Genomic DNA, 17,363 nt, shown 5'->3' on the forward strand with positions numbered 1-17,363 from the left:
GACCCGAAAGCGGTAGCCGTGGTGCTTCTACGCGCGCACGCGCATGAGGAGCTTTTTAAGTTAGCACCGACTACCTGGCAGTAGCATTCATGGTAGCGGAATCAAACTACGGAGCCGGGCAGATCCAGGTCCTCGAGGGGCTCGAGGCCGTCCGCAAGCGACCCGCGATGTACATCGGGTCGACCGACGGTCGCGGGCTCCACCATCTCGTCTACGAGGTCGTGGACAACGCCATCGACGAGGCGCTGGCCGGACACTGTTCGCACATCGAGGTCGAGTTACACGACGACGGTTCTGTCAGCGTGCGGGACGACGGCCGGGGCATCCCGGTCGACACCCACGAGGAGTACGACCGCCCCGCGGTGGAGGTAATTCTGACGGTGCTGCACGCAGGCGGCAAGTTCGACAAAGAGTCCTACCAGGTCTCCGGCGGGCTGCACGGCGTCGGCGTGTCGGTCGTCAACGCTCTCTCGGAGTGGCTCACCGTCGAAGTCGACCGGAACGGAAAGCGGTACGAACAGCGCTTCGAGCGAGGTGAACCCGTCACGGAACTGGAGACGGTCACTGATGTTCCCGAGGACCAGACCGGGACCCGGATCCAGTTCAAACCCGACACGGACATCTTCGAAGTGGAGAAATTTAGCTTCTCCACGCTTGAATCCCGACTCCGAGAGCTTGCCTTCCTGAACTCCGGTGTCCGGATCTCCCTGATCGACGACCGGGATCCCGACGCCGACACCGCGACCTTCGAGTACGAGGGCGGCATCAGGGAGTTCGTCGAGTACCTCAACGAGACGAGGACGCCGCTTCACGGGGACGTGATCTATCTGGAGGACGAGTCCGCGGGCGTCCAGGTCGAAATCGCGATGCAGGCCACCGAGGATCTCCAGTCCTCGACACATGCGTTTGCCAACAATATCAACACCCGCGAGGGTGGCACCCACCTCACGGGATTCAAGACGGCACTCACCAGGGTCGTGAACGGCTACGCGAAAGACCACGATCTCCTGAAGGCGATCGACGGCGAGAACCTCAAGGGCGAGGACATCCGGGAGGGCCTGACCGCGGTCATCTCGGTGAAACACCCCGACCCACAGTTCGAGGGTCAGACCAAGACCAAACTGGGCAACAGCGACGTGCGGGGCGTCGTCGAGTCGGCCCTCCACGACGGACTCAACACCTACTTCGAGGAGCACCCGGACACGGCCGAGGCGATCATCTCGAAGGCCATCGAAGCGGCGAAAGCCCGGAAAGCCGCCCAGAAGGCCGAAGAGCTGACCCGGCGGAAGAGCGCCCTGGAGAGTACCTCACTCCCTGGCAAACTCGCCGACTGTCAGACCAAAGAGCCCGAGGACTCGGAGCTTTTCATCGTGGAGGGGGACAGCGCTGGGGGATCGACAAAGCAGGCCCGAGACCGGAAGTTCCAGGCGGTACTGCCGATTCGCGGGAAGATCCTCAACGTCGAGAAACACCGCCTCGATCGGATCCTGGAGAACGAGGAGATCCGGGCGATGATCCGGGCGATCGGGACCGGCATCGGCGAGGAGTTCGACATCGATGAGCTTCGGTACGGCCGCGTGATCCTCGCCACGGACGCCGACGTGGACGGAGCCCACATCAGAACGCTCCTCCTGACCTTTTTCTACCGGCACATGCGCCCGCTCCTCGAAAACGGCCACGTCTATGCCATCAAGCCGCCGCTCTATCGGATCCGGTATCGCGGGGAGACTTACGACGCCATGACCGAGGCCGACCGCGAGCGGATCGTCGAGGAAGAGTGCAACGGAAATCCGACCCAGATCCAGCGGTTCAAGGGTCTGGGCGAGATGAACCCCGAACAGCTCTGGGAGTCGGCGATGAACCCGGAGAACCGGATTCTCAAGCGGATCACCATCGAGGACGCCGCCGAGGCCGACCGGATGTTCTCGGTGCTGATGGGCGATGCGGTGGGGCCGCGAAAACAGTTCATCAAGGAACACGCCACGGACGCCGAATGGGTTGATATCTGATGAGTTCGGAACTGCCAACGCCGGCCGGGCAGGTCGGCGACGAGATCGAGACCGTGCGGGTCGAAGACGAGATGGAACAGTCCTACATCGATTACGCGATGAGCGTGATCGCCGGGCGCGCGCTCCCGGACGTGCGGGACGGTCTGAAGCCGGTCCACCGCCGGATCCTCTATGCCATGCACGAGGCCGGCATCACGAGTAACTCCGGCCACCGGAAGTCCTCCTCGATCGTCGGGGACACGATGGGGAACTTCCACCCCCACGGCGACAGCGCCATCTACGACACGCTCGTGCGAATGGCTCAGGACTTCTCGATGCGCCACCCGCTGGTCGACGGGCAGGGGAACTTCGGCTCGGTCGACGGCGATCCGGCAGCGGCCATGCGGTACACAGAGAGCCGGATGGCTCCCATCGCCGAGGAACTGCTTGAGGACATCGAGAAGGACACTGTCGACTTCGAGCCCAACTACGACGACCGCCTGGAGGAGCCCGCCGTTCTCCCCGCTGCCGTCCCGAACCTGCTCGTCAACGGCTCCTCGGGCATCGCCGTCGGGATGAGCACGAACGTGCCGCCGCACAATCTGAGCGAGGTCATCGACGCGGCGGTCCACCTGCTCGAAAACCCGGATGCGACGGTCACGGACCTGATGGAGTTCGTTCCGGGCCCGGACTTCCCGACCGGGGCTACCATCGTGGGCAAGAACGCGATCAAGCAGGCCTACGAGACGGGCCGCGGTCGACTCAGGGTCCGGGCGAACTACGAGATCGAAGAGCGATCAAAGGGCGATCGGATCATCCTCACGGCACTCCCCTACCAGCAGAACAAATCAAAGCTGGTCGAGCGGATCGCGGACATGGTCAACGACGGTGACCTGGAGGGCGTGCGAGACCTCCGGGACGAGTCCGACCGCGACGGGATCCGTGTGGTCATCGAGTTGAAGCGGGGCGCGAACACCGACATCGTCGAGAACCGCCTGCTGGAGAGCGTGCTCGAACGGACCTTCGGCGTCATCAACCTCGCGCTGGTCGATGGCAACCCCGAGGTACTCACGCTGAAGGAGATGCTCGATCACTACCTCGATCACCGTCGGGAGGTCGTCCGCCGGCGCTCGGAACACGACCTCGCGGAGGCCGAGGACCGGGCCCACATTCTGGAAGGCCGGCTTCTCGCCCTGGAGCACGCCGAGGACGTGGTCGAGTTGATCCGGAACTCCGCGGACCGGGACGCCGCCAAAGCCGCACTGCAGGAGGAGTATGACTTCTCGCAGGCCCAGGCCCAGCACGTCGTGCGTATGCAACTCGGGAGCCTGACCTCCCTTGAGCGCAGCGAGATCGAGTCGGAGTACGAGGACGTCAAAGCCCGGATCGAGCGGCTCCAGACGATTCTGGAGGACGAATCGGAACTCCGCGAGGTCATCAAATCCGAACTTCAGGCCCAGAAGGAGACCTACGGCGACGAGCGGCGCACTTCGATCATCGAGGCCGACGGCGAGGTGACCGACGAGGATCTGATCCCCCAGGAGGACGTGCTCATCACGCTCTCCGAGGAGGATTACATCAAGCGGGTCCCGATGGACGAGTTCTCGGCCCAGCACCGGGGTGGGAAGGGGATCATCGGAGCCGACCTCAAAGAAGGGGATCAGGTCGCGACCGCCTTCCCCGCCCGCACCCACGACACCCTGCTCTGTTTCACCGACGCGGGTCAGGTCTATCGACTCAAGGCCTATCAGGTGCCGGAGATGTCCCGGACCGCCCGGGGCACCTCGGCGATCAACCTGCTCGAACTCGACGGGGACGAGGACATCACCGCCGTCGTGGCAACCCGGGACATCGACGAGGACCAGTATCTCACGATGGTCACCCGGGACGGGTACGTCAAACGGACACCCGTCGAGGACTTCGAGAACATCCTCTCGACTGGCATCATCGCCACGCGACTCGAAGACGGCGACGAACTGGTGGACGTGGTGATCACCGACGACGAGTCACAGATCGTCATCGGCACGCGAGGGGGCCGAGCAATCCGCTTCGCGGAGACCGACGTTCGAGCGATGGGGCGAACCGCCCGAGGGGTTCGGGGCATCACCCTCGAGCCGGGAGACGCCGTGGCTGGCGTGACTGCAGTCCAACCTGACGACGACCGATACCTGCTCACCGTCACCGAGAACGGGTACGGTAAGCGCACCCGACTCTCGGAGTACCGGGCCCAGTCCCGGAACGGAAAGGGTCTCATGGACATCAAGACCGGCGACCGCAACGGCCCCGTGGCGACCCTGCGGACGGTTTCGGAGGGCGATCACGTCATCGCCATGAGCGAGGCCGGCCAGATCACCCGGATGCCCGTCGAAGAGATCTCCGCGATCGGGCGCAACACCAAAGGCGTCCTCGTCATGCGAGTCGAACGGACGGACCGCCTGGCCGGCGTCAGCATCTTCCGCCCGATGACGGAGACCGAAGCGTAAGTCGGGGCAGTATGTGACCGAACCCCACACGAGTTCTATTGTTCGTGGGGTCCAACAGCTGAGTAATGGAGTCACTCTCCCCGCTCGTCGAGTCACACGACCTGATCGCGTTCACTGGCAAGGGCGGCGTCGGAAAGACCACGAGTGCCGCCGCAACCGCACTGCACCTGGCCGAACGAGGCGAACGAACCCTGCTGCTCTCGACCGACCGGTCCCCATCGCTGTCGGACATCCTGGGCACTGACGTGGGCGGGGAGGTGACCGCCGTCCCAGGCGTCGAAAACCTCGACGCGATCGAGATGGACTTCGACGCCGTCGCCGAGCGCTGGAAGGAGGCCTACGGCGAGGAGGTGTATGCCGTCGTCTCCTCGTTTATGCCCGTCGATCGCTGGGTAATCGACTACTTCGCCGAGGCACCGGGCATCTCCACGCAATTTGCGCTGAGCTACCTGCTAGAGTTCTACGAGGGCGAGACCTACGACCGGATCGTCTGGGACACCGCCCCCGCGGGGGCTACAATCGGGCTGATCGAACTCGAAGAGAAACTCTACGAGCACCTGGGGACCGCCCCGAAGTTCTACGCCAAACTCCGGGCCGCGATCAGCCGCGACACCAAAGCCGACCCGAGCAAACTTCTCGATGAGTGGCGTGAGTTGGCCCAGGACTGTCTGGCCATGGTGCGTAGCGACCGGACGACGTTCCTCGTCGTGACAAATCCCGAAAAACTGGCGGTCAACGAAACCCAGCGCATCACGGCGGAACTCGAAGATCGGGGCATTGCAGTTGGTGGGATCGTCGCGAACGGCCTCCTCTCAGAATCGCTCTGTGACTGCTCGTTCCATCAGGACCGGGTCGCAATGCAGCGAGAACACCTCGCAGAACTGGAATCAGTCTACGGCCAGGACCCGGGGCTGGTGTCGGTCCCACAGTTCTCGACCGAAGTGGCCGGCGTCGACTCACTTCGCGAGGTCGGGACCCACCTGTTCACCTGAACTGGGTCAGTCCAGATACGGCTCACAGACTCGTTCGATTCCCGCCTCGAAGGAAATGGACGGCTCCCAGCCGGTCGCCTCCTGCATGCGAGTCGCGTCAGCCAGCGTGTCGTGGACGTAGATGTCCTCGGGGATCGGGTTCTCGACGTATTCCGGGGCGACGTCGGTCCCGAGCGCGTCGTTGAGCATCTCGACGACCGTGTCAAAGGAGTGCTGGGTTTCGGTCCCCACGTTGAAGATGCCCGAGAGGTCGTTTTCCGCGGCGCTGATCGTCGCGTCCACCACGTCTTCGACGTGGGTGAAATCCCGAGTCTGAGTGCCATCACCGTAGATCTTCGGCGAATTGCCGTTCGCGATGTCGTCGGCGAACTGCGCGATGATGTTCGCGAACTCGCCTTTATGAGCCTCCGCGCCGCCGGCCATGCCCTGGTAGACCGAGAAGTATCGCAGTCCGGCCATCGTCACGTCGTCGTAGTAGTTGTCGTAGTACTCGGCGTAGCGTTCGCGGGCGAGTTTCGACGCCTCGTAGCCGGTTCGGGCCTCGACGGACATCGATTCGGGGGAGGGTTCGGTCCGGTCGCCGTAGATCGAGGAGGTGGTCGCGTAGACCACCGTCTCGCCGCCGTCCTGGACGAACTGTTCGACGGTGTTCACGAACCCCTCGACGTTGACCCGCGCGCCTCGCTGCGGGTCGTCCTCGTGCATCTGCATCGAGGAGAGGGCCGCCAGATGGAAGAGCACGTCAACGTCGGTCGGGAGGTCGTCTTCCAGCACGCTCCGCTCGCGGAAATCAACCCGATCGGTAAGGTTCTCCGCAGTCCCGAGGAAGAGATCGTCGACGACGATCACTTCGTTGTCCACGGCCAGCGTGTTGGCCAGATTCGACCCGATGAAGCCGGCCCCGCCGGTGACGAGCACGCGTTGTCCCTGCATACCCGGAGCAAGTCGTGTCCCCCGATTAAGACTCCCGGTTTCGGCGGGTCGACCCAGGCCATGGGTTTTATGAAACGAACCGGTCTATCACGATTTAATGTCCTCTATCGAACTGACCGCGAGCCAGAAGACGATTCTCCGGGCGCTCGTCGATCGTTACAGGCAGGAAGAGACGGCGATCAAGGGGGAGACCATCGCCGAGGAGGTCGATCGCAATCCGGGGACGATCCGAAATCAGATGCAGAGCCTGAAGGCCTTGCAGTTAGTCGAGGGGGTCCCGGGCCCGAAAGGCGGCTATCGACCCACGACGAACGCCTTCGAGGCCCTGGAAATCGAACAGATCGACTCGCCGGCCGCAGTGCCCGTGCGTCGGAACGGCGACCCGGTCGAGGACGTGAACGTGCAGAACATCGACCTGACGACGGTTTTCAATCCGGATCTCTGCCGGGCCGAGATCGAGGTTCGGGGCTCGATCAAGGACTTCCACGAGGGCGACAGTGTCGCCGTGGGCCCGACCCCGATCTCGAAGCTCCGGGTCGACGGAACCGTGGACGCCAAAGACGAGGCCAAAAACGTGGTCATCCTCAAGATCGAGGACATGATCGCACCGGCCGAGGACCCGGCTCACTGACTCCCGGTCAGTTGGGGTCGATACTTTTGCGGATACAGCCTGTACAACTTTCATGGCAATCTTCACCCGCCGGAGTACCGTCGATGCGCCCCTCGAAACAGTGTGGGCGTTTCACTCCACGATCGACGGCCTGCTCGAACTCACCCCGGCAGTGGCCAACCTCCAGGTCGAAGCGATTCGTGTTCCGGACAGGGGCGACGTGCTACGTGAGGGATCAGAGATCGACCTCTCGGTGGGTCCCATTCCGGGTGGGCCACGCCAACATTTTACGTCGGTCATTACCCAGCGCGAGGAACTGGCAGCCGAAGCGTACTTCGTGGACGAAATGAAGGCGGGACCGATGGCGACCTGGCGGCACACCCATCGGTTCCGCAGAGTGGGGGATCGGACCCAACTCATCGACCACGTCGAGTACGAAACTGGCTACGGCGACCTGGTAGATCGAGCCCTCAAGCCCGGATTCGCCCTGGCATTTGCCTACCGCCACCGGAAAACCCGCGAGAAACTCGGCGGGGGCGAAACTTAACTGCGAACTGCCCCTGGTTGTAGTTGCATGACAGACGTTATCGTCGCCGGCGGCGGCCCCGCCGGCCTCGGCGCCGCACTCTACACCGCGAAAAACGGCCTCGAAACCGCAGTCTTCGACACCGACGGGACCTGGATGCACAAGGCCCACCTCTTCAACTACCTCGGGATCGAGAGTGTGGATGGCACCGAGTTCATGGACCGGTCACGCGAACAGGTCGAGGGCTTCGGCGCCGACCTCCGCGAGGAGGAGGTGATCGCAGCCGAAGAAACCGACGACGGGTTCGCCGTCGAAACCGACGCTGGCGAGTACGAAGCCGACTATCTGGTGCTCGCAACCGGCACGGACCGAAGCCTCGCGAAGGAACTGGGCTGTGAGTTGACCGACAGAGCGGTCGTCGACGTCGACGTGACCATGGAGACGAGCGTCGAGAACGTCTACGCGACAGGGGCGATGGGCCGAGTCGAGGAGTGGCAGGCCCAGATCGCGGCCGGTGACGGAGTGGCCGCTGCGCTGAACATCCTCTCGACCGAGGAAGGCGAGAAGTTCCACGACTTCGACACGCCCGAAGACGCGGCCTGAGTTAGAGACTCGGATAGGACTGGGTCCGGTCGATGTCGGTCACTTCCTCGACCAGGTCACTCTGATGGCGAACCAGATCCGTCGTCGTGACGATCCCGAGTAGCTCCTCGTCCTCGGTCACGACGACCTTCTTGATGCCGTAGTTCTGCATTTTCTCCACGGCGTCCTGTGGGCGCTTCTCGGGACCGATCGTCACCAGATTCGGGCTCATCGCCCGGGAGACGGGAATGTCTCCGAAGGGACGTTCGGTTCCGCTGCCAGCAGCCAGAACGTCCGTTTCGGTGATGATGCCCACCGGCCGTTCACCGTCCGTAACGAGCACGCTTCCAACCCGGTTTCCGAGCATTTCGCCCACGGCCGCTTCGAGGGTCGCTCCGAGTGGCACCGTCACCAGGTCCGTCGTCATGAGATCCCTGACAGACATACCTTCCCCTACGCAGTCAGGGGATTCAAAACTTGTGCCATCTTCCCACGTTAATTACCCGCACGGATCAGCTCGATCGCTCCGGACAGGGAGGATACGGTCCCGCCCGGGCGGTCCAGGTGAACGAAATCCATCCCAGTCCGCTGCGCGAAAAGCGCATCCGAGGACGTATCGCCGACGTAGACGTACTCGTCCGGGCCAACCCGATCGACGAGGTCCTCGTAGAACGCGGGATCGGGCTTCATCCGTTCGATCGTTTCCAGATCGTCTCCCCGGCCGATCCAGTGGGTCACCACGGCGTCGAGATCGGCTACCGCCACGAACGTCTCGACGATCGGCTCCGGCGAGTTACTGATAATCGAGACCGGGTACTCCTGGGCTAAATTTCGGACCTGCTCGATGTCCGGAAACGGGACGATTTGCCCGGTCTTCAACGCTCGCTCTTTCTCGCGGACGTAGTTGCGGTGCCGGACCGGCCAGAGCTCCTCGGGCGGGACGCCAAGATCGTTGGCAGCCTGCTCGAAATTCCGAAGATTCGGAGGATAAAGTCGCTCTCGTCGCTCCGGCGTCGGCTCGATGTCGAAGGCTCGCAGGGTCTCGTCGAGGGCGCGGTCGAGCCACCCCAGTTCAGCCTGTGAGTCGAGCAAGACGCCATCCATATCGAAGACGACGTGCATACGCCGGGTAGGAGTCCCGGCAGGTTGAGTGCACCGGTCGACTAGTAGCCCTCACCCGCTTGTACCGGGCCGGCAAAGGCACTGTAAAGGACCGCGAAGTAAAGCAGTACGAGCGGGAGGAAGATGGCCAGGACCACAGTCATCATCTTCAGTTGCAGGGTCGAGACGGCGGCTTCGAACACCGTTAGCCCAGTCACCGGATAGATGACCGGGAAGAGGAGGACGGCGACGAGGGCCACCAGCCCGAAGAGCTGTATTCCGGCCGCAAAGAAGGCAGGCCGGTACTGACCCACTCGGAGCAACCAGATGTATGCGACCCCCAGAATCGCCGTGATCGCAACCAGCCCGAGCACCACTGGGTGGGTCACTTTCGTCGCCATGCCCTCGACAGCCACGTAGAGATAGCCGACCGTCGCCACCGCCAGCACGAGGTAGGCGGCCTGGGCGAGTACCCCGTACCGGGTCACGGTCTCATCGAGGCCGGCCGCCGTCTTCATGCCCAGGAAGCCGGCCCCCTGAGCAGTCGAGATAGCGACCAGCGCGAGACCGACCACGATACCCGGGACCGAAATGATCCCGGATGCACCCACGAGCCAGTTCGCGGCGAACATTCCCAGGAAGAACGGGGCGAGCGTGCTCCCGAGAATGAACGTGCTACTCCAGAGCCGTCGCCAGCCAGCGTCCTCGCGTTGCTCCAGGAACTCGGGGGAGACCCCCCGGATGATGAGCGCACCGAGGATGGCGAACATCAGCAGGTAGTAGCCGCTGAACAGGCCGCCGTAGACGTCCGGGAAGACGGCAAAGAGCGCCCCACCGAAGACGACGAGCCAGACTTCGGCTCCGTCCCAGAGTGGGGCCAGCGCGGTCAAGATCGTCTCTTTGGTCTCGTGGTCGTCCACCAGCCCGTAGAGGACGCCCATGCCGAAGTTCGTCCCGTCGAGCCAGAGAAACATGGCAAGTGTCAGGAACAGGGCCACGAACCAGAGCTCGATTAGTGGAATCCCGAACCAGCTCGGGCCAGCTTGCAGGGGCATCATTCAGCGACCACCTCCTCGGTCGATTCTTTCGGCCCACGGATCACCAGCCGGCGGACGAGATACGCCCAGATGGCCAGGAGGGCCGTGTAGGCCCCCACGAAGCCAAGCAGCGTCAGGAGTGCCTCGCCACCAGTCAAGTTCTGTGAGACACCCTCGGCGACCGTGAGGACTTCCTGAATAGCCCAGGGTTGGCGGCCCACCTCGGTTACCATCCACCCGAATTCGATCGCCAACAGGCCAAGCGGGATGGACAGCATGAGCGCGCCGCTCAGATACTTGTCTTTGAGAAGCCGTCCCTGGTACCACCGGAACCCGGCCCAGAGCGAGAGGAGGATGAACCACATCCCCAGCCCGACCATCGCGCGGAAGGACCAGAAGACGACGGCGACCGGCGGCTCACCCTCGACGCCCTGCAGGCTCTCCATGTCGTCCAAGCCTTGGATGGTGGCGCCAGGATCACCCCCGCTCGCGAGGAAGGACGCACCACCGGGGATTCCGATCGCAAAGAGATCCCGGGCACTCGGGTCAGTGAAGCCCTCGAGGCTGGTCGGAATCGCAAAGAGGTATTCCGGCACGTTCGAGTCGGTCTCGTAGACCGCCTCCATCGCCGCGAACTTCTGGGGCTGGGTCTCGTAGACGTGCCGGCCGTAGGAGTCGCCCTGAATCGCCATGAACGGCGCCGTCAGGAGCATCGCGACGATGGCGAGTTTCAGACTCGTCTTCCAGAACCGACGCCGAGTTTCGGTCGTCGTGAGCTTGTACATCGCGATCCCGGCCATGAAGAGCGCTGCGGCCAGCACGGCCGAGGCCTGCATGTGCGTGAACATGAAGAAGAACCGCGGATTGAGATAGGCCGCGATCGGATCGACGATCACCGCCACCTCCTGGCCGGCACGCATCCCCATTTCGTAGCCACGTGGGAGGTGCATCCAGGAGTTCGCGATGAGAATCCAGACTGCAGAGAGCCAGGAGCCAAGCGCAACCAGGAACGCGGAAAGGAAGTAGAGCCGGTCGCTCACCCGTTCACGGCCAAAGAGCAGTATACCAAGGAACGTCGATTCGAGCATGAAGGCCATCAGACCCTCGGTCGCCAGCGGCCCGCCGAAGATGCCACCGACGGCGGAGGCATAGGCCGCAAAGTTCGTCCCGAACTCGAATTCGAGAACGATGCCAGTCACGGTGCCGATGACGAAGGTCAGGGCGAAGATCTTCACCCAGAACCGTCGCAACGACACCCACGGTTCGCCCGCCCCGCGGATCTCTTTCCAGGTGAAATACACCAGGAAGGGGGCCAAACCCATCGAGATGGCGGGGAAGATGATGTGTATGGCCGTCGTCCACGCGAACTGGAGACGGCTCAGGATTACGGGGTCTAACATGTGTTTTTGAGGTTGCCTACGTATCGAGTCGTTCTCTCGTCACCCACATATTGTCTTCGCAAGGGGTCATGAGTTGCCGGACTATCCATCGACACCTTGCAGTTCACCCACTATAATTTCCGTGGATGATTCCAACCGGCAGAAAAGAAACACCCTCTGTTCGGCCGGCCGCTACGGCACCGGCCCCTGAAATCAAATACCCACGTAAACCACGTTCTGAACAAAATATCCCCCAAATAATGGGTCACTTACCGAAAATATAGCCGTCAACCCGTAATTTGGTTGCCCGAGTGCGACGGGAGTCCCGCGAGGCGGGCGGCGAAGCCGCCAGCTGGGCGAACGGCGTCGCCGTGAGCCAGCGAGAGGGACTACGTCGCGGCCGCGATGTGTTTCGAAGAAACCGGAGCGGGCGCGACGGGATTCGAACCACCTGAAGACTCGCGTTGCTCGTCTTCCGTAATTCGAATCCCGCGTGCCGGTTCGCTCGTTTTACTCGCTGCACGGGCGCGACGGGAGTCCCGCGAGGAACGAGAGGGACTACGTCGCGACCGCGACGTGTTTCGAAGAAACCGGAGCGGGCGCGACGGGATTCGAACCCGCGATCTAGAGGTTAGGAACCTCTCGCCGTATCCTCTTGGCCACGCGCCCCGAAAACCGGTTCGGGCGGGCGGGGAAAAACGGTTACTCTTCGGTCCGCTCTGACTCGGTCTCGGACTCGCTCTCCGCGACGGCGCGGTCGGACTCCTCGGGCCCTTCTTTGATCTCTTCGAGTTCCTGTTCGATCTCCTCGCGACCGCGCTGGAATTCACCCATGGCCTGCCCCGTCGACCGGGCCAGCTTGGGGATCTTGTTCGCCCCGAACAGGAGGACGGCGATCAACAGAATGATGGCCAGCTCCATCCCGCCTGCTGGGAGCCCGAATGCGGGTAACACCTCGATTGTCATTACAAAGTTGTAACTCAGTAGCGATTATAGGCTTTATGCTCCGACCCGGTACTCCCAGTCACTGGGAACTATCTATCGGGCCGGCGTCGGGGCCTGTATGAGCAACGGCACGCTCCCCTACGATCCCGAAGCCGATCACTCGTTCCCGGACGAGCGACTCAACGAGATCCTGGGGGACGTCCTCGACGATCCCGAGGTCCAGGCGTACCTCGAAGCACAGAACGTCAACCCGGTTACCCGGAAGGGCTACAACGACCACGGGGAGAAACACATCGAGATCGTCCGGAACCGGGCCCTCCAGCTCTACGAGCTACTCAAGCGAGCCACCGTCCCGTTCAACGGGGCGACTGACCAGGGTCTCCAGGAGGCCGACGAACCCGTCATCGTCGCGCTCGCCGCAACGCTCCACGACATCGGGCACGTCGTCCACCGGGACGATCACACCTACTACTCGATCATCATCGCTGCGGACCTCCTCGATCGACTCCTCGAGCCGTATTACGACATCGGCGAGCGAGTCCGAATGAAAGGCGAGATCCTCCATGCGATCCTCTGTCACCACTCGGCAGAGGAGCCCCTGACGACCGAGGCGGGAGTGATCCGGGTCGCAGACGCCCTGGACATGGAGCGCGGTCGCTCACGCATCCCCTACGAACGGGGTGGGCGCGGGATCAACACCATCTCCAGCCAGGCCATCGACCGGGTCGAACTCCTGGAGGGAGACACCAAGCCGGTGCTCGTCGAGATCACGATGCGAAACGCGGCCGGCGTCTACCAGGTCGACGGGCTGCTCAAGAACAAACTCGAAGGATCGGGACTGGAAGAACTGGTCAGGATCGTCGCGGTGAACACCACTGGCGGCGACGATCGCCTCGTCGAACGGATCGAGCTCTAGTCAGTCCAAAAACGCCGACAGCGAGGACTCGGTCCGGGGCCGTGTCTCGGAGATCCGCAGCGCGTACACTCCCTGCAAGTCGGTCGACCTGGCCCAGTCCCGGAGTTGTCCCTCCCGTTCGGGATCGAGTGCCAGAGCCTGTTGATCCTCGCCCACTCGACTGACGCCCACAAAGCCTTCGGCCAGTTCCTCGACGAACCGCCCCAACGAGCGCCCGTAGAGGTATTGCTCGATCGACTGACTACTGATCGGTTCGGAGAGTGCCAGCAGACTCTGGGCTGGAATCGCTCGGGTCCCCGCATCGTCCACGACCAGCAGAAAGGCCGCCGACGTCCGCTCGGTGAGGGACGCCATCCGATCCCGTATCGGACCCGGCTCACTAGCGGCGCTCTCGGCCGGAATCTGTGAGGTATGGACGACCGTCGCGAGAACCACGTTCGTTGCCTCGTAGCTGGGGAGGTCGACGTGCACGGAGAAGCCGAGATCGAGCCCGATCGGGTCCGTCCCCGGTGACGAATCGTCGGTCACGCGAACCCCTCGTGCCTCGAACTCGGCTCGGTCGAGACTGAGGCCCGCGGTCTCACGAGCCATCTGACGCAGGAGTTCCTCGCTGACCCGGACCCCCACTCGAGCCGCCGAATCGCTCAGGCCGCCTCGGTGGGCCGAGGTTACGTCCGCTGCGTCTGCCACCTCTCGGCCGGCGGTTTCGACGGCCGATCCAAGCGCGTTTACGAACCGATACGCCCGCATGTCACGCTGTCGAACGGGGACGGCCTTGAAGGATGCGGTCGGGCGGACGGATTTGGGGTCTGCAGGGAAGAATATGGCAGACCCGTGCTGCAGCGGTTGGAGTCACACCCAATTCAACAGCCGCTTGCGGTCTTTTCCCCAAGTTTTTGCGAGGGGCTGCGCAGCAGCCCCTCGGAAAAAGTGGCTCGCCTTCGAGGGACTCAGACCGTTCGTCCCTCGCTATGCGCCGGCCGGGATTCGAACCCGATGGCGAGACTCACGGTGTTCGTCTCGCGTGATTCGAATCCGGCCTGCTCGTTCGCTCGTAAAACTCGCTCACTGCGCCGGCCGGGATTCGAACCCGGGCCATGAGCTTGGAAGGCTCAGGTCCTACCGCTAGACCACCGGCGCGCAGTCGGGTCTATGGAGCCCCGGAATAAGGACGTTTTCATCTGGATCCCCCGACCCGGGCATAGCAATTCCCCTTCGAAACCCACTCACGCTCCAATTCGAGGTCACTGGCCCAGACATCCGCCACGAACTCCTCGCGGTCGTAGATGTGATAGTATCGAGGCACGGTCTCGCCGTCGGGCAGCGTCCAGTCGATAGTCGTATCGAAGCCCGTCTCCCGGTCGAAACGATCGTGGGCCGTACACCAGCTGCTGACCAGGCCGACACCGCCCGGTCGAAGCACCCGTGCCAACTCGTCCAAGCTCTCGATGCGGGCGTCCTGCTCCCGCAGATGATGGATCGCCGCGATGTAGACGGCCACGTCGACCGTCGAGTGCCTGAGTGGCACAGTCGTCGCCGTCCCCTGGAGAAACGTTGCCTCGATCCCCGACTCGGTGACACGCGACCGGGCTTCTTCGAGGAGCGAGCGGCTCAAATCCAATCCGATCGGGGTCTCGACCACCGACGCCATGGCCTCCGTATGGCGACCGTTGCCACAGCCCACATCCAAACCCACAGTCCCCGAGACGGTGTCGAGAAAGTCCGTTACGTCGGTCCAGGGGTACTGGCGAGTCTGTGAGAAGTGTAACCCGATTCGGTCGTAGACCTCCCGGATCGGCGGGGATTCGTCGGTCATGCGAACACCAGGAAAACCACGTAGGCGATGGCGAGCATCGCCGTCGCGTGTTTGGCACCCGCCGCGAGGCGGCCGTCGCTCATCTGCCCGGCCACGAAGCCGGAGACGTAGCCCTGGATGATCCCGGCGTGGAAGAAGACCAGCCCGTAGGCCTCTTTTTTCGCGGGCGTCAACTCACCCAGACTGCCACCGAAGCCGACGCCACCGGCCGCGCCACCGGTCTCAAGTCCCGTCGGGATGCTGGGGATGAACACCTGATCCAGGGCGAGGACGATCCCCAGGAAGACGAAAAAGGCCACGTAGATAACGACCACGTAGGTCAACAGTTCGTTGTGCCGATCACGTTCCAGTCTGCGGGCCGACTTCGCCTCGTCGGCGGCGATTCGCAAGACCGGACCGATGTCGTTCGTCGCGCCCATCGCGTTCGTGGTGAGGGTTACGACCCTGGTGATCGCCGGGGTCTGTACCCGCGCCTGGAAGCGACGAAGGGCCCGCTCCATGGGCGCGCCGGTCTGTACGTCGGCCCAGGTTCGTTGCATCTCCGTCGACAGCGCGCCCAGATCGGACCGGGCGACTCGACCGAAACTCTCGACCAGCGACATCCCCGCCTCGTTCGTCGCCGCGAGCCGATCGAGGAAGTCCGGGATCGCGGCCTCGATCCGTTTGACCCGCCGGTGACCGATCTCGTAGGTAATCGCGTAGGTACCAGTCACGAACAGCGTGGCCCGGATCAACGGATCATCGAGCGCACTCGGCGTGAGCGTTCCGGTCGAGAGCGCCGGCCACCAGCCGCCGATGACCCAGAGGAGAGCGATCGGGACGGTCACCCAGAGAATCGCCGCGGGACGCTCGGTCAAGAGACGGCGGGGATTCATGAGCGAGCGGAGGATCGGTCTGATCTGTCGGGCGATCGAGAGGCGATCGCGGTTTTTCGTCTCGGTCTCGTCGGCCGGGGCCGTCGCGGACTCCACCGGCACGTCCGGGAACTGCAGTTCAGTGGCCCCACTGGTGTCATCCGCGTCCGCATCCACGAGGTCCTCCGTGATGGTATCCAGATAGACGATAAAGCCGATATTCGCCAGTCCGAGGACGAGATAAACGAGCGCGTGGAGGAAGGTCAGTGTCCCACCCAGAAGCAGGCCGACCACGACCAGAATGGTGATGAGAAAGAGCATGCCGGCGACGAACACGGTCACGTACGCCTCGGCGAGCACTCCCAGAAGTTCGATGAACCGTTCCTGCTGGGCGGACTCCTCCTCGCGGAAGTACTCGTACTGCTCCTGAAGAAACCCCGTTAGCGAGCCACCGCTTCGGAGTACACTCGCCAGGTTCTCGGCGAACTCCGAGAGTTCGTCACTCGGCGTCCGCTTGTTGGTCCGCTCGACACCCGTGATGAGGTCCGCACCGAGGAGATCAATATCCTTGACCGTCACCGCGAACTCCCGGGCAGTCTCGCCGTAGACCGTGGCATGATTGCTCAAGGTCCGGAGGACCTGGGTGAACGGCATCCCACTCCGGGAGAGGGCAAAGAGGAAGGCGACGTTCCGCTTCAGCGTCGAGTCGATCCGCCGGGCACGCTCACCGGCCTCGTACTGGGGGAGATACCACCGAAGCCGGTAGGTACCAAAAGCTCCGATCACCCCGAGAGTCGCACTGCTTCCCAGGAGGAGCCCGAAAAGCCCGACAATCCCCATTTCGGCAGGCGGGGTCTGAAGCAGGCCGGACAGCCAGGGGAGCAGAGAGGGGAGTCCGAGAGCGACGAGGGCCTCCCGTGTCCCAAGGAACCCATAGACCCCAGCGACGCTCCCGAGCAGTGCCGCGATGGTCGCGTAGAGGAACGTCTTGGCCGCGTAGGCCCGATAGGTCGCGGGCCGGTGGGCAGCAGCGAGGAGCCCAACCTGCCGGGTGTTCGCGGCCCGACGCTCCCCAACGTACTCACCGAAGGTTGCCAGGGCGACTCGCGTGACCACCCGGTCGAGACGGGACGAAACCGGGACCAGCGCGAGCCCCACCAGCAGAACCGCGATCAGTCCCAGGGGAAGCAGTTCCAGCACC

The 17,363-nt window shown here is 63.3% G+C and carries 16 protein-coding genes and 2 tRNA genes; 7 read left to right on the forward strand and 11 right to left on the reverse strand.

What is annotated here, in order from left to right; genetic code table 11:
* Positions 1-89 precede the first annotated feature (89 nt).
* The 3 genes from gyrB (at position 90) to RH831_RS09565 (ending at position 5,463) form a co-directional block, all read left to right on the forward strand.
* Entirely contained in the window at positions 90-2,009 is a 1,920-nt protein-coding gene (gyrB, locus tag RH831_RS09555) for a DNA topoisomerase (ATP-hydrolyzing) subunit B (protein ID WP_310553961.1), read from the forward strand.
* Complete coding sequence (gene gyrA / locus RH831_RS09560) at positions 2,009-4,471, forward strand: DNA gyrase subunit A (RefSeq protein ID WP_310553962.1); 2,463 nt, start codon at positions 2,009-2,011, stop codon at positions 4,469-4,471. Before gyrB ends, gyrA begins: the two co-directional genes overlap by 1 nt.
* Positions 4,472-4,536: 65 nt before the next feature.
* On the forward strand, positions 4,537-5,463 hold the full coding sequence (locus RH831_RS09565) for an ArsA family ATPase (RefSeq protein WP_310553963.1): 927 nt from the start codon (positions 4,537-4,539) through the stop codon (positions 5,461-5,463).
* A 6-nt stretch (positions 5,464-5,469) separates the two neighbouring features.
* Here the strand turns inward: RH831_RS09565 and RH831_RS09570 are convergent, their stop codons facing one another.
* Complete coding sequence (locus RH831_RS09570) at positions 5,470-6,396, reverse strand: NAD-dependent epimerase/dehydratase family protein (protein ID WP_310553964.1); 927 nt, start codon at positions 6,394-6,396, stop codon at positions 5,470-5,472.
* A 97-nt stretch (positions 6,397-6,493) separates the two neighbouring features.
* On the opposite strand from RH831_RS09570, the gene RH831_RS09575 reads away from it, so the two are divergent.
* From RH831_RS09575 to RH831_RS09585, 3 genes are read left to right on the forward strand one after another with little or no spacing between them, the layout of a single operon-like run.
* On the forward strand, positions 6,494-7,027 hold the full coding sequence (locus tag RH831_RS09575) for an Rrf2 family transcriptional regulator (RefSeq protein ID WP_070364731.1): 534 nt from the start codon (positions 6,494-6,496) through the stop codon (positions 7,025-7,027).
* Positions 7,028-7,079: 52 nt separating this feature from the next.
* Positions 7,080-7,553 carry an SRPBCC family protein gene (locus RH831_RS09580; RefSeq protein WP_310553965.1) on the forward strand — a complete coding sequence of 158 codons (474 nt, stop codon included), beginning with the start codon at positions 7,080-7,082 and terminating at the stop codon, positions 7,551-7,553.
* A gap of 27 nt (positions 7,554-7,580) precedes the next feature.
* Positions 7,581-8,135, forward strand: coding sequence for an FAD-dependent oxidoreductase (locus RH831_RS09585; protein ID WP_310553966.1), 555 nt, complete (start codon positions 7,581-7,583; stop codon positions 8,133-8,135).
* A gap of 1 nt (position 8,136) precedes the next feature.
* Here RH831_RS09585 and RH831_RS09590 read toward each other — a convergent pair whose 3' ends face one another.
* The 6 genes from RH831_RS09590 to RH831_RS09615 all read right to left on the reverse strand — a co-directional run bounded on the left by RH831_RS09590 (position 8,137) and on the right by RH831_RS09615 (position 12,597).
* Positions 8,137-8,559 carry a CBS domain-containing protein gene (locus RH831_RS09590; RefSeq protein ID WP_310553967.1) on the reverse strand — a complete coding sequence of 141 codons (423 nt, stop codon included), beginning with the start codon at positions 8,557-8,559 and terminating at the stop codon, positions 8,137-8,139.
* Positions 8,560-8,609: 50 nt separating this feature from the next.
* A complete protein-coding gene (locus RH831_RS09595; RefSeq protein WP_310553968.1) occupies positions 8,610-9,236 on the reverse strand; it encodes an HAD hydrolase-like protein in 627 nt (208 codons plus the stop codon).
* Between the two features lie 41 nt (positions 9,237-9,277).
* The gene (locus RH831_RS09600; protein WP_070364726.1) at positions 9,278-10,273 is read right to left on the reverse strand and encodes a cytochrome d ubiquinol oxidase subunit II; all 996 of its coding nucleotides are present in this window, start codon (positions 10,271-10,273) and stop codon (positions 9,278-9,280) included.
* The gene (locus tag RH831_RS09605) at positions 10,270-11,652 is read right to left on the reverse strand and encodes a cytochrome ubiquinol oxidase subunit I (protein WP_310553969.1); all 1,383 of its coding nucleotides are present in this window, start codon (positions 11,650-11,652) and stop codon (positions 10,270-10,272) included. Before RH831_RS09605 ends, RH831_RS09600 begins: the two co-directional genes overlap by 4 nt.
* A gap of 575 nt (positions 11,653-12,227) precedes the next feature.
* Positions 12,228-12,300, reverse strand: a tRNA-Arg gene (locus RH831_RS09610).
* 33 nt (positions 12,301-12,333) lie between these two features.
* Positions 12,334-12,597: a twin-arginine translocase TatA/TatE family subunit gene (locus RH831_RS09615; RefSeq protein WP_310553970.1), complete on the reverse strand. Its 264-nt coding sequence runs from the start codon at positions 12,595-12,597 to the stop codon at positions 12,334-12,336.
* Positions 12,598-12,694: 97 nt separating this feature from the next.
* On the opposite strand from RH831_RS09615, the gene RH831_RS09620 reads away from it, so the two are divergent.
* Positions 12,695-13,492, forward strand: coding sequence for an HD domain-containing protein (locus RH831_RS09620; RefSeq protein WP_310553971.1), 798 nt, complete (start codon positions 12,695-12,697; stop codon positions 13,490-13,492).
* Here RH831_RS09620 and RH831_RS09625 read toward each other — a convergent pair whose 3' ends face one another.
* From RH831_RS09625 to RH831_RS09640, 4 genes are all read right to left on the reverse strand, one after another.
* Positions 13,493-14,242, reverse strand: a complete 750-nt coding sequence (locus RH831_RS09625) for a hypothetical protein (RefSeq protein ID WP_310553972.1) — start codon at positions 14,240-14,242, stop codon at positions 13,493-13,495.
* 319 nt (positions 14,243-14,561) lie between these two features.
* Positions 14,562-14,632: transfer RNA gene (locus RH831_RS09630), tRNA-Gly, on the reverse strand.
* Positions 14,633-14,669: 37 nt separating this feature from the next.
* The gene (locus tag RH831_RS09635) at positions 14,670-15,308 is read right to left on the reverse strand and encodes a class I SAM-dependent methyltransferase (RefSeq protein ID WP_310553973.1); all 639 of its coding nucleotides are present in this window, start codon (positions 15,306-15,308) and stop codon (positions 14,670-14,672) included.
* Entirely contained in the window at positions 15,305-17,362 is a 2,058-nt protein-coding gene (locus RH831_RS09640; RefSeq protein ID WP_310553974.1) for a type II secretion system F family protein, read from the reverse strand. The genes RH831_RS09635 and RH831_RS09640 overlap by 4 nt, the downstream gene beginning before the upstream one ends.
* Position 17,363: the final 1 nt, after the last annotated feature.

Source organism: Halodesulfurarchaeum sp. HSR-GB, assembly GCF_031432215.1.
Taxonomy (GTDB): Archaea; Halobacteriota; Halobacteria; order Halobacteriales; family Halobacteriaceae; genus Halodesulfurarchaeum.

Bases quoted from the DNA above. Each gene is read 5' to 3' on its own strand.
- RH831_RS09585 (WP_310553966.1), top strand. From the start codon at position 7,581: ATGACAGACGTTATCGTCGCCGGCGGCGGCCCCGCCGGCCTCGGCGCC.
- RH831_RS09600 (WP_070364726.1), bottom strand. From the start codon at position 10,273: ATGATGCCCCTGCAAGCTGGCCCGAGCTGGTTCGGGATTCCACTAATC.
- RH831_RS09580 (WP_310553965.1), top strand. From the start codon at position 7,080: ATGGCAATCTTCACCCGCCGGAGTACCGTCGATGCGCCCCTCGAAACA.
- RH831_RS09605 (WP_310553969.1), bottom strand. From the start codon at position 11,652: ATGTTAGACCCCGTAATCCTGAGCCGTCTCCAGTTCGCGTGGACGACG.
- RH831_RS09620 (WP_310553971.1), top strand. From the start codon at position 12,695: ATGAGCAACGGCACGCTCCCCTACGATCCCGAAGCCGATCACTCGTTC.
- RH831_RS09565 (WP_310553963.1), top strand. From the start codon at position 4,537: ATGGAGTCACTCTCCCCGCTCGTCGAGTCACACGACCTGATCGCGTTC.
- RH831_RS09590 (WP_310553967.1), bottom strand. From the start codon at position 8,559: ATGTCTGTCAGGGATCTCATGACGACGGACCTGGTGACGGTGCCACTC.
- RH831_RS09615 (WP_310553970.1), bottom strand. From the start codon at position 12,597: ATGACAATCGAGGTGTTACCCGCATTCGGGCTCCCAGCAGGCGGGATG.
- gyrA (WP_310553962.1), top strand. From the start codon at position 2,009: ATGAGTTCGGAACTGCCAACGCCGGCCGGGCAGGTCGGCGACGAGATC.
- RH831_RS09635 (WP_310553973.1), bottom strand. From the start codon at position 15,308: ATGACCGACGAATCCCCGCCGATCCGGGAGGTCTACGACCGAATCGGG.
- gyrB (WP_310553961.1), top strand. From the start codon at position 90: ATGGTAGCGGAATCAAACTACGGAGCCGGGCAGATCCAGGTCCTCGAG.
- RH831_RS09575 (WP_070364731.1), top strand. From the start codon at position 6,494: ATGTCCTCTATCGAACTGACCGCGAGCCAGAAGACGATTCTCCGGGCG.
- RH831_RS09595 (WP_310553968.1), bottom strand. From the start codon at position 9,236: ATGCACGTCGTCTTCGATATGGATGGCGTCTTGCTCGACTCACAGGCT.
- RH831_RS09570 (WP_310553964.1), bottom strand. From the start codon at position 6,396: ATGCAGGGACAACGCGTGCTCGTCACCGGCGGGGCCGGCTTCATCGGG.
- RH831_RS09625 (WP_310553972.1), bottom strand. From the start codon at position 14,242: ATGCGGGCGTATCGGTTCGTAAACGCGCTTGGATCGGCCGTCGAAACC.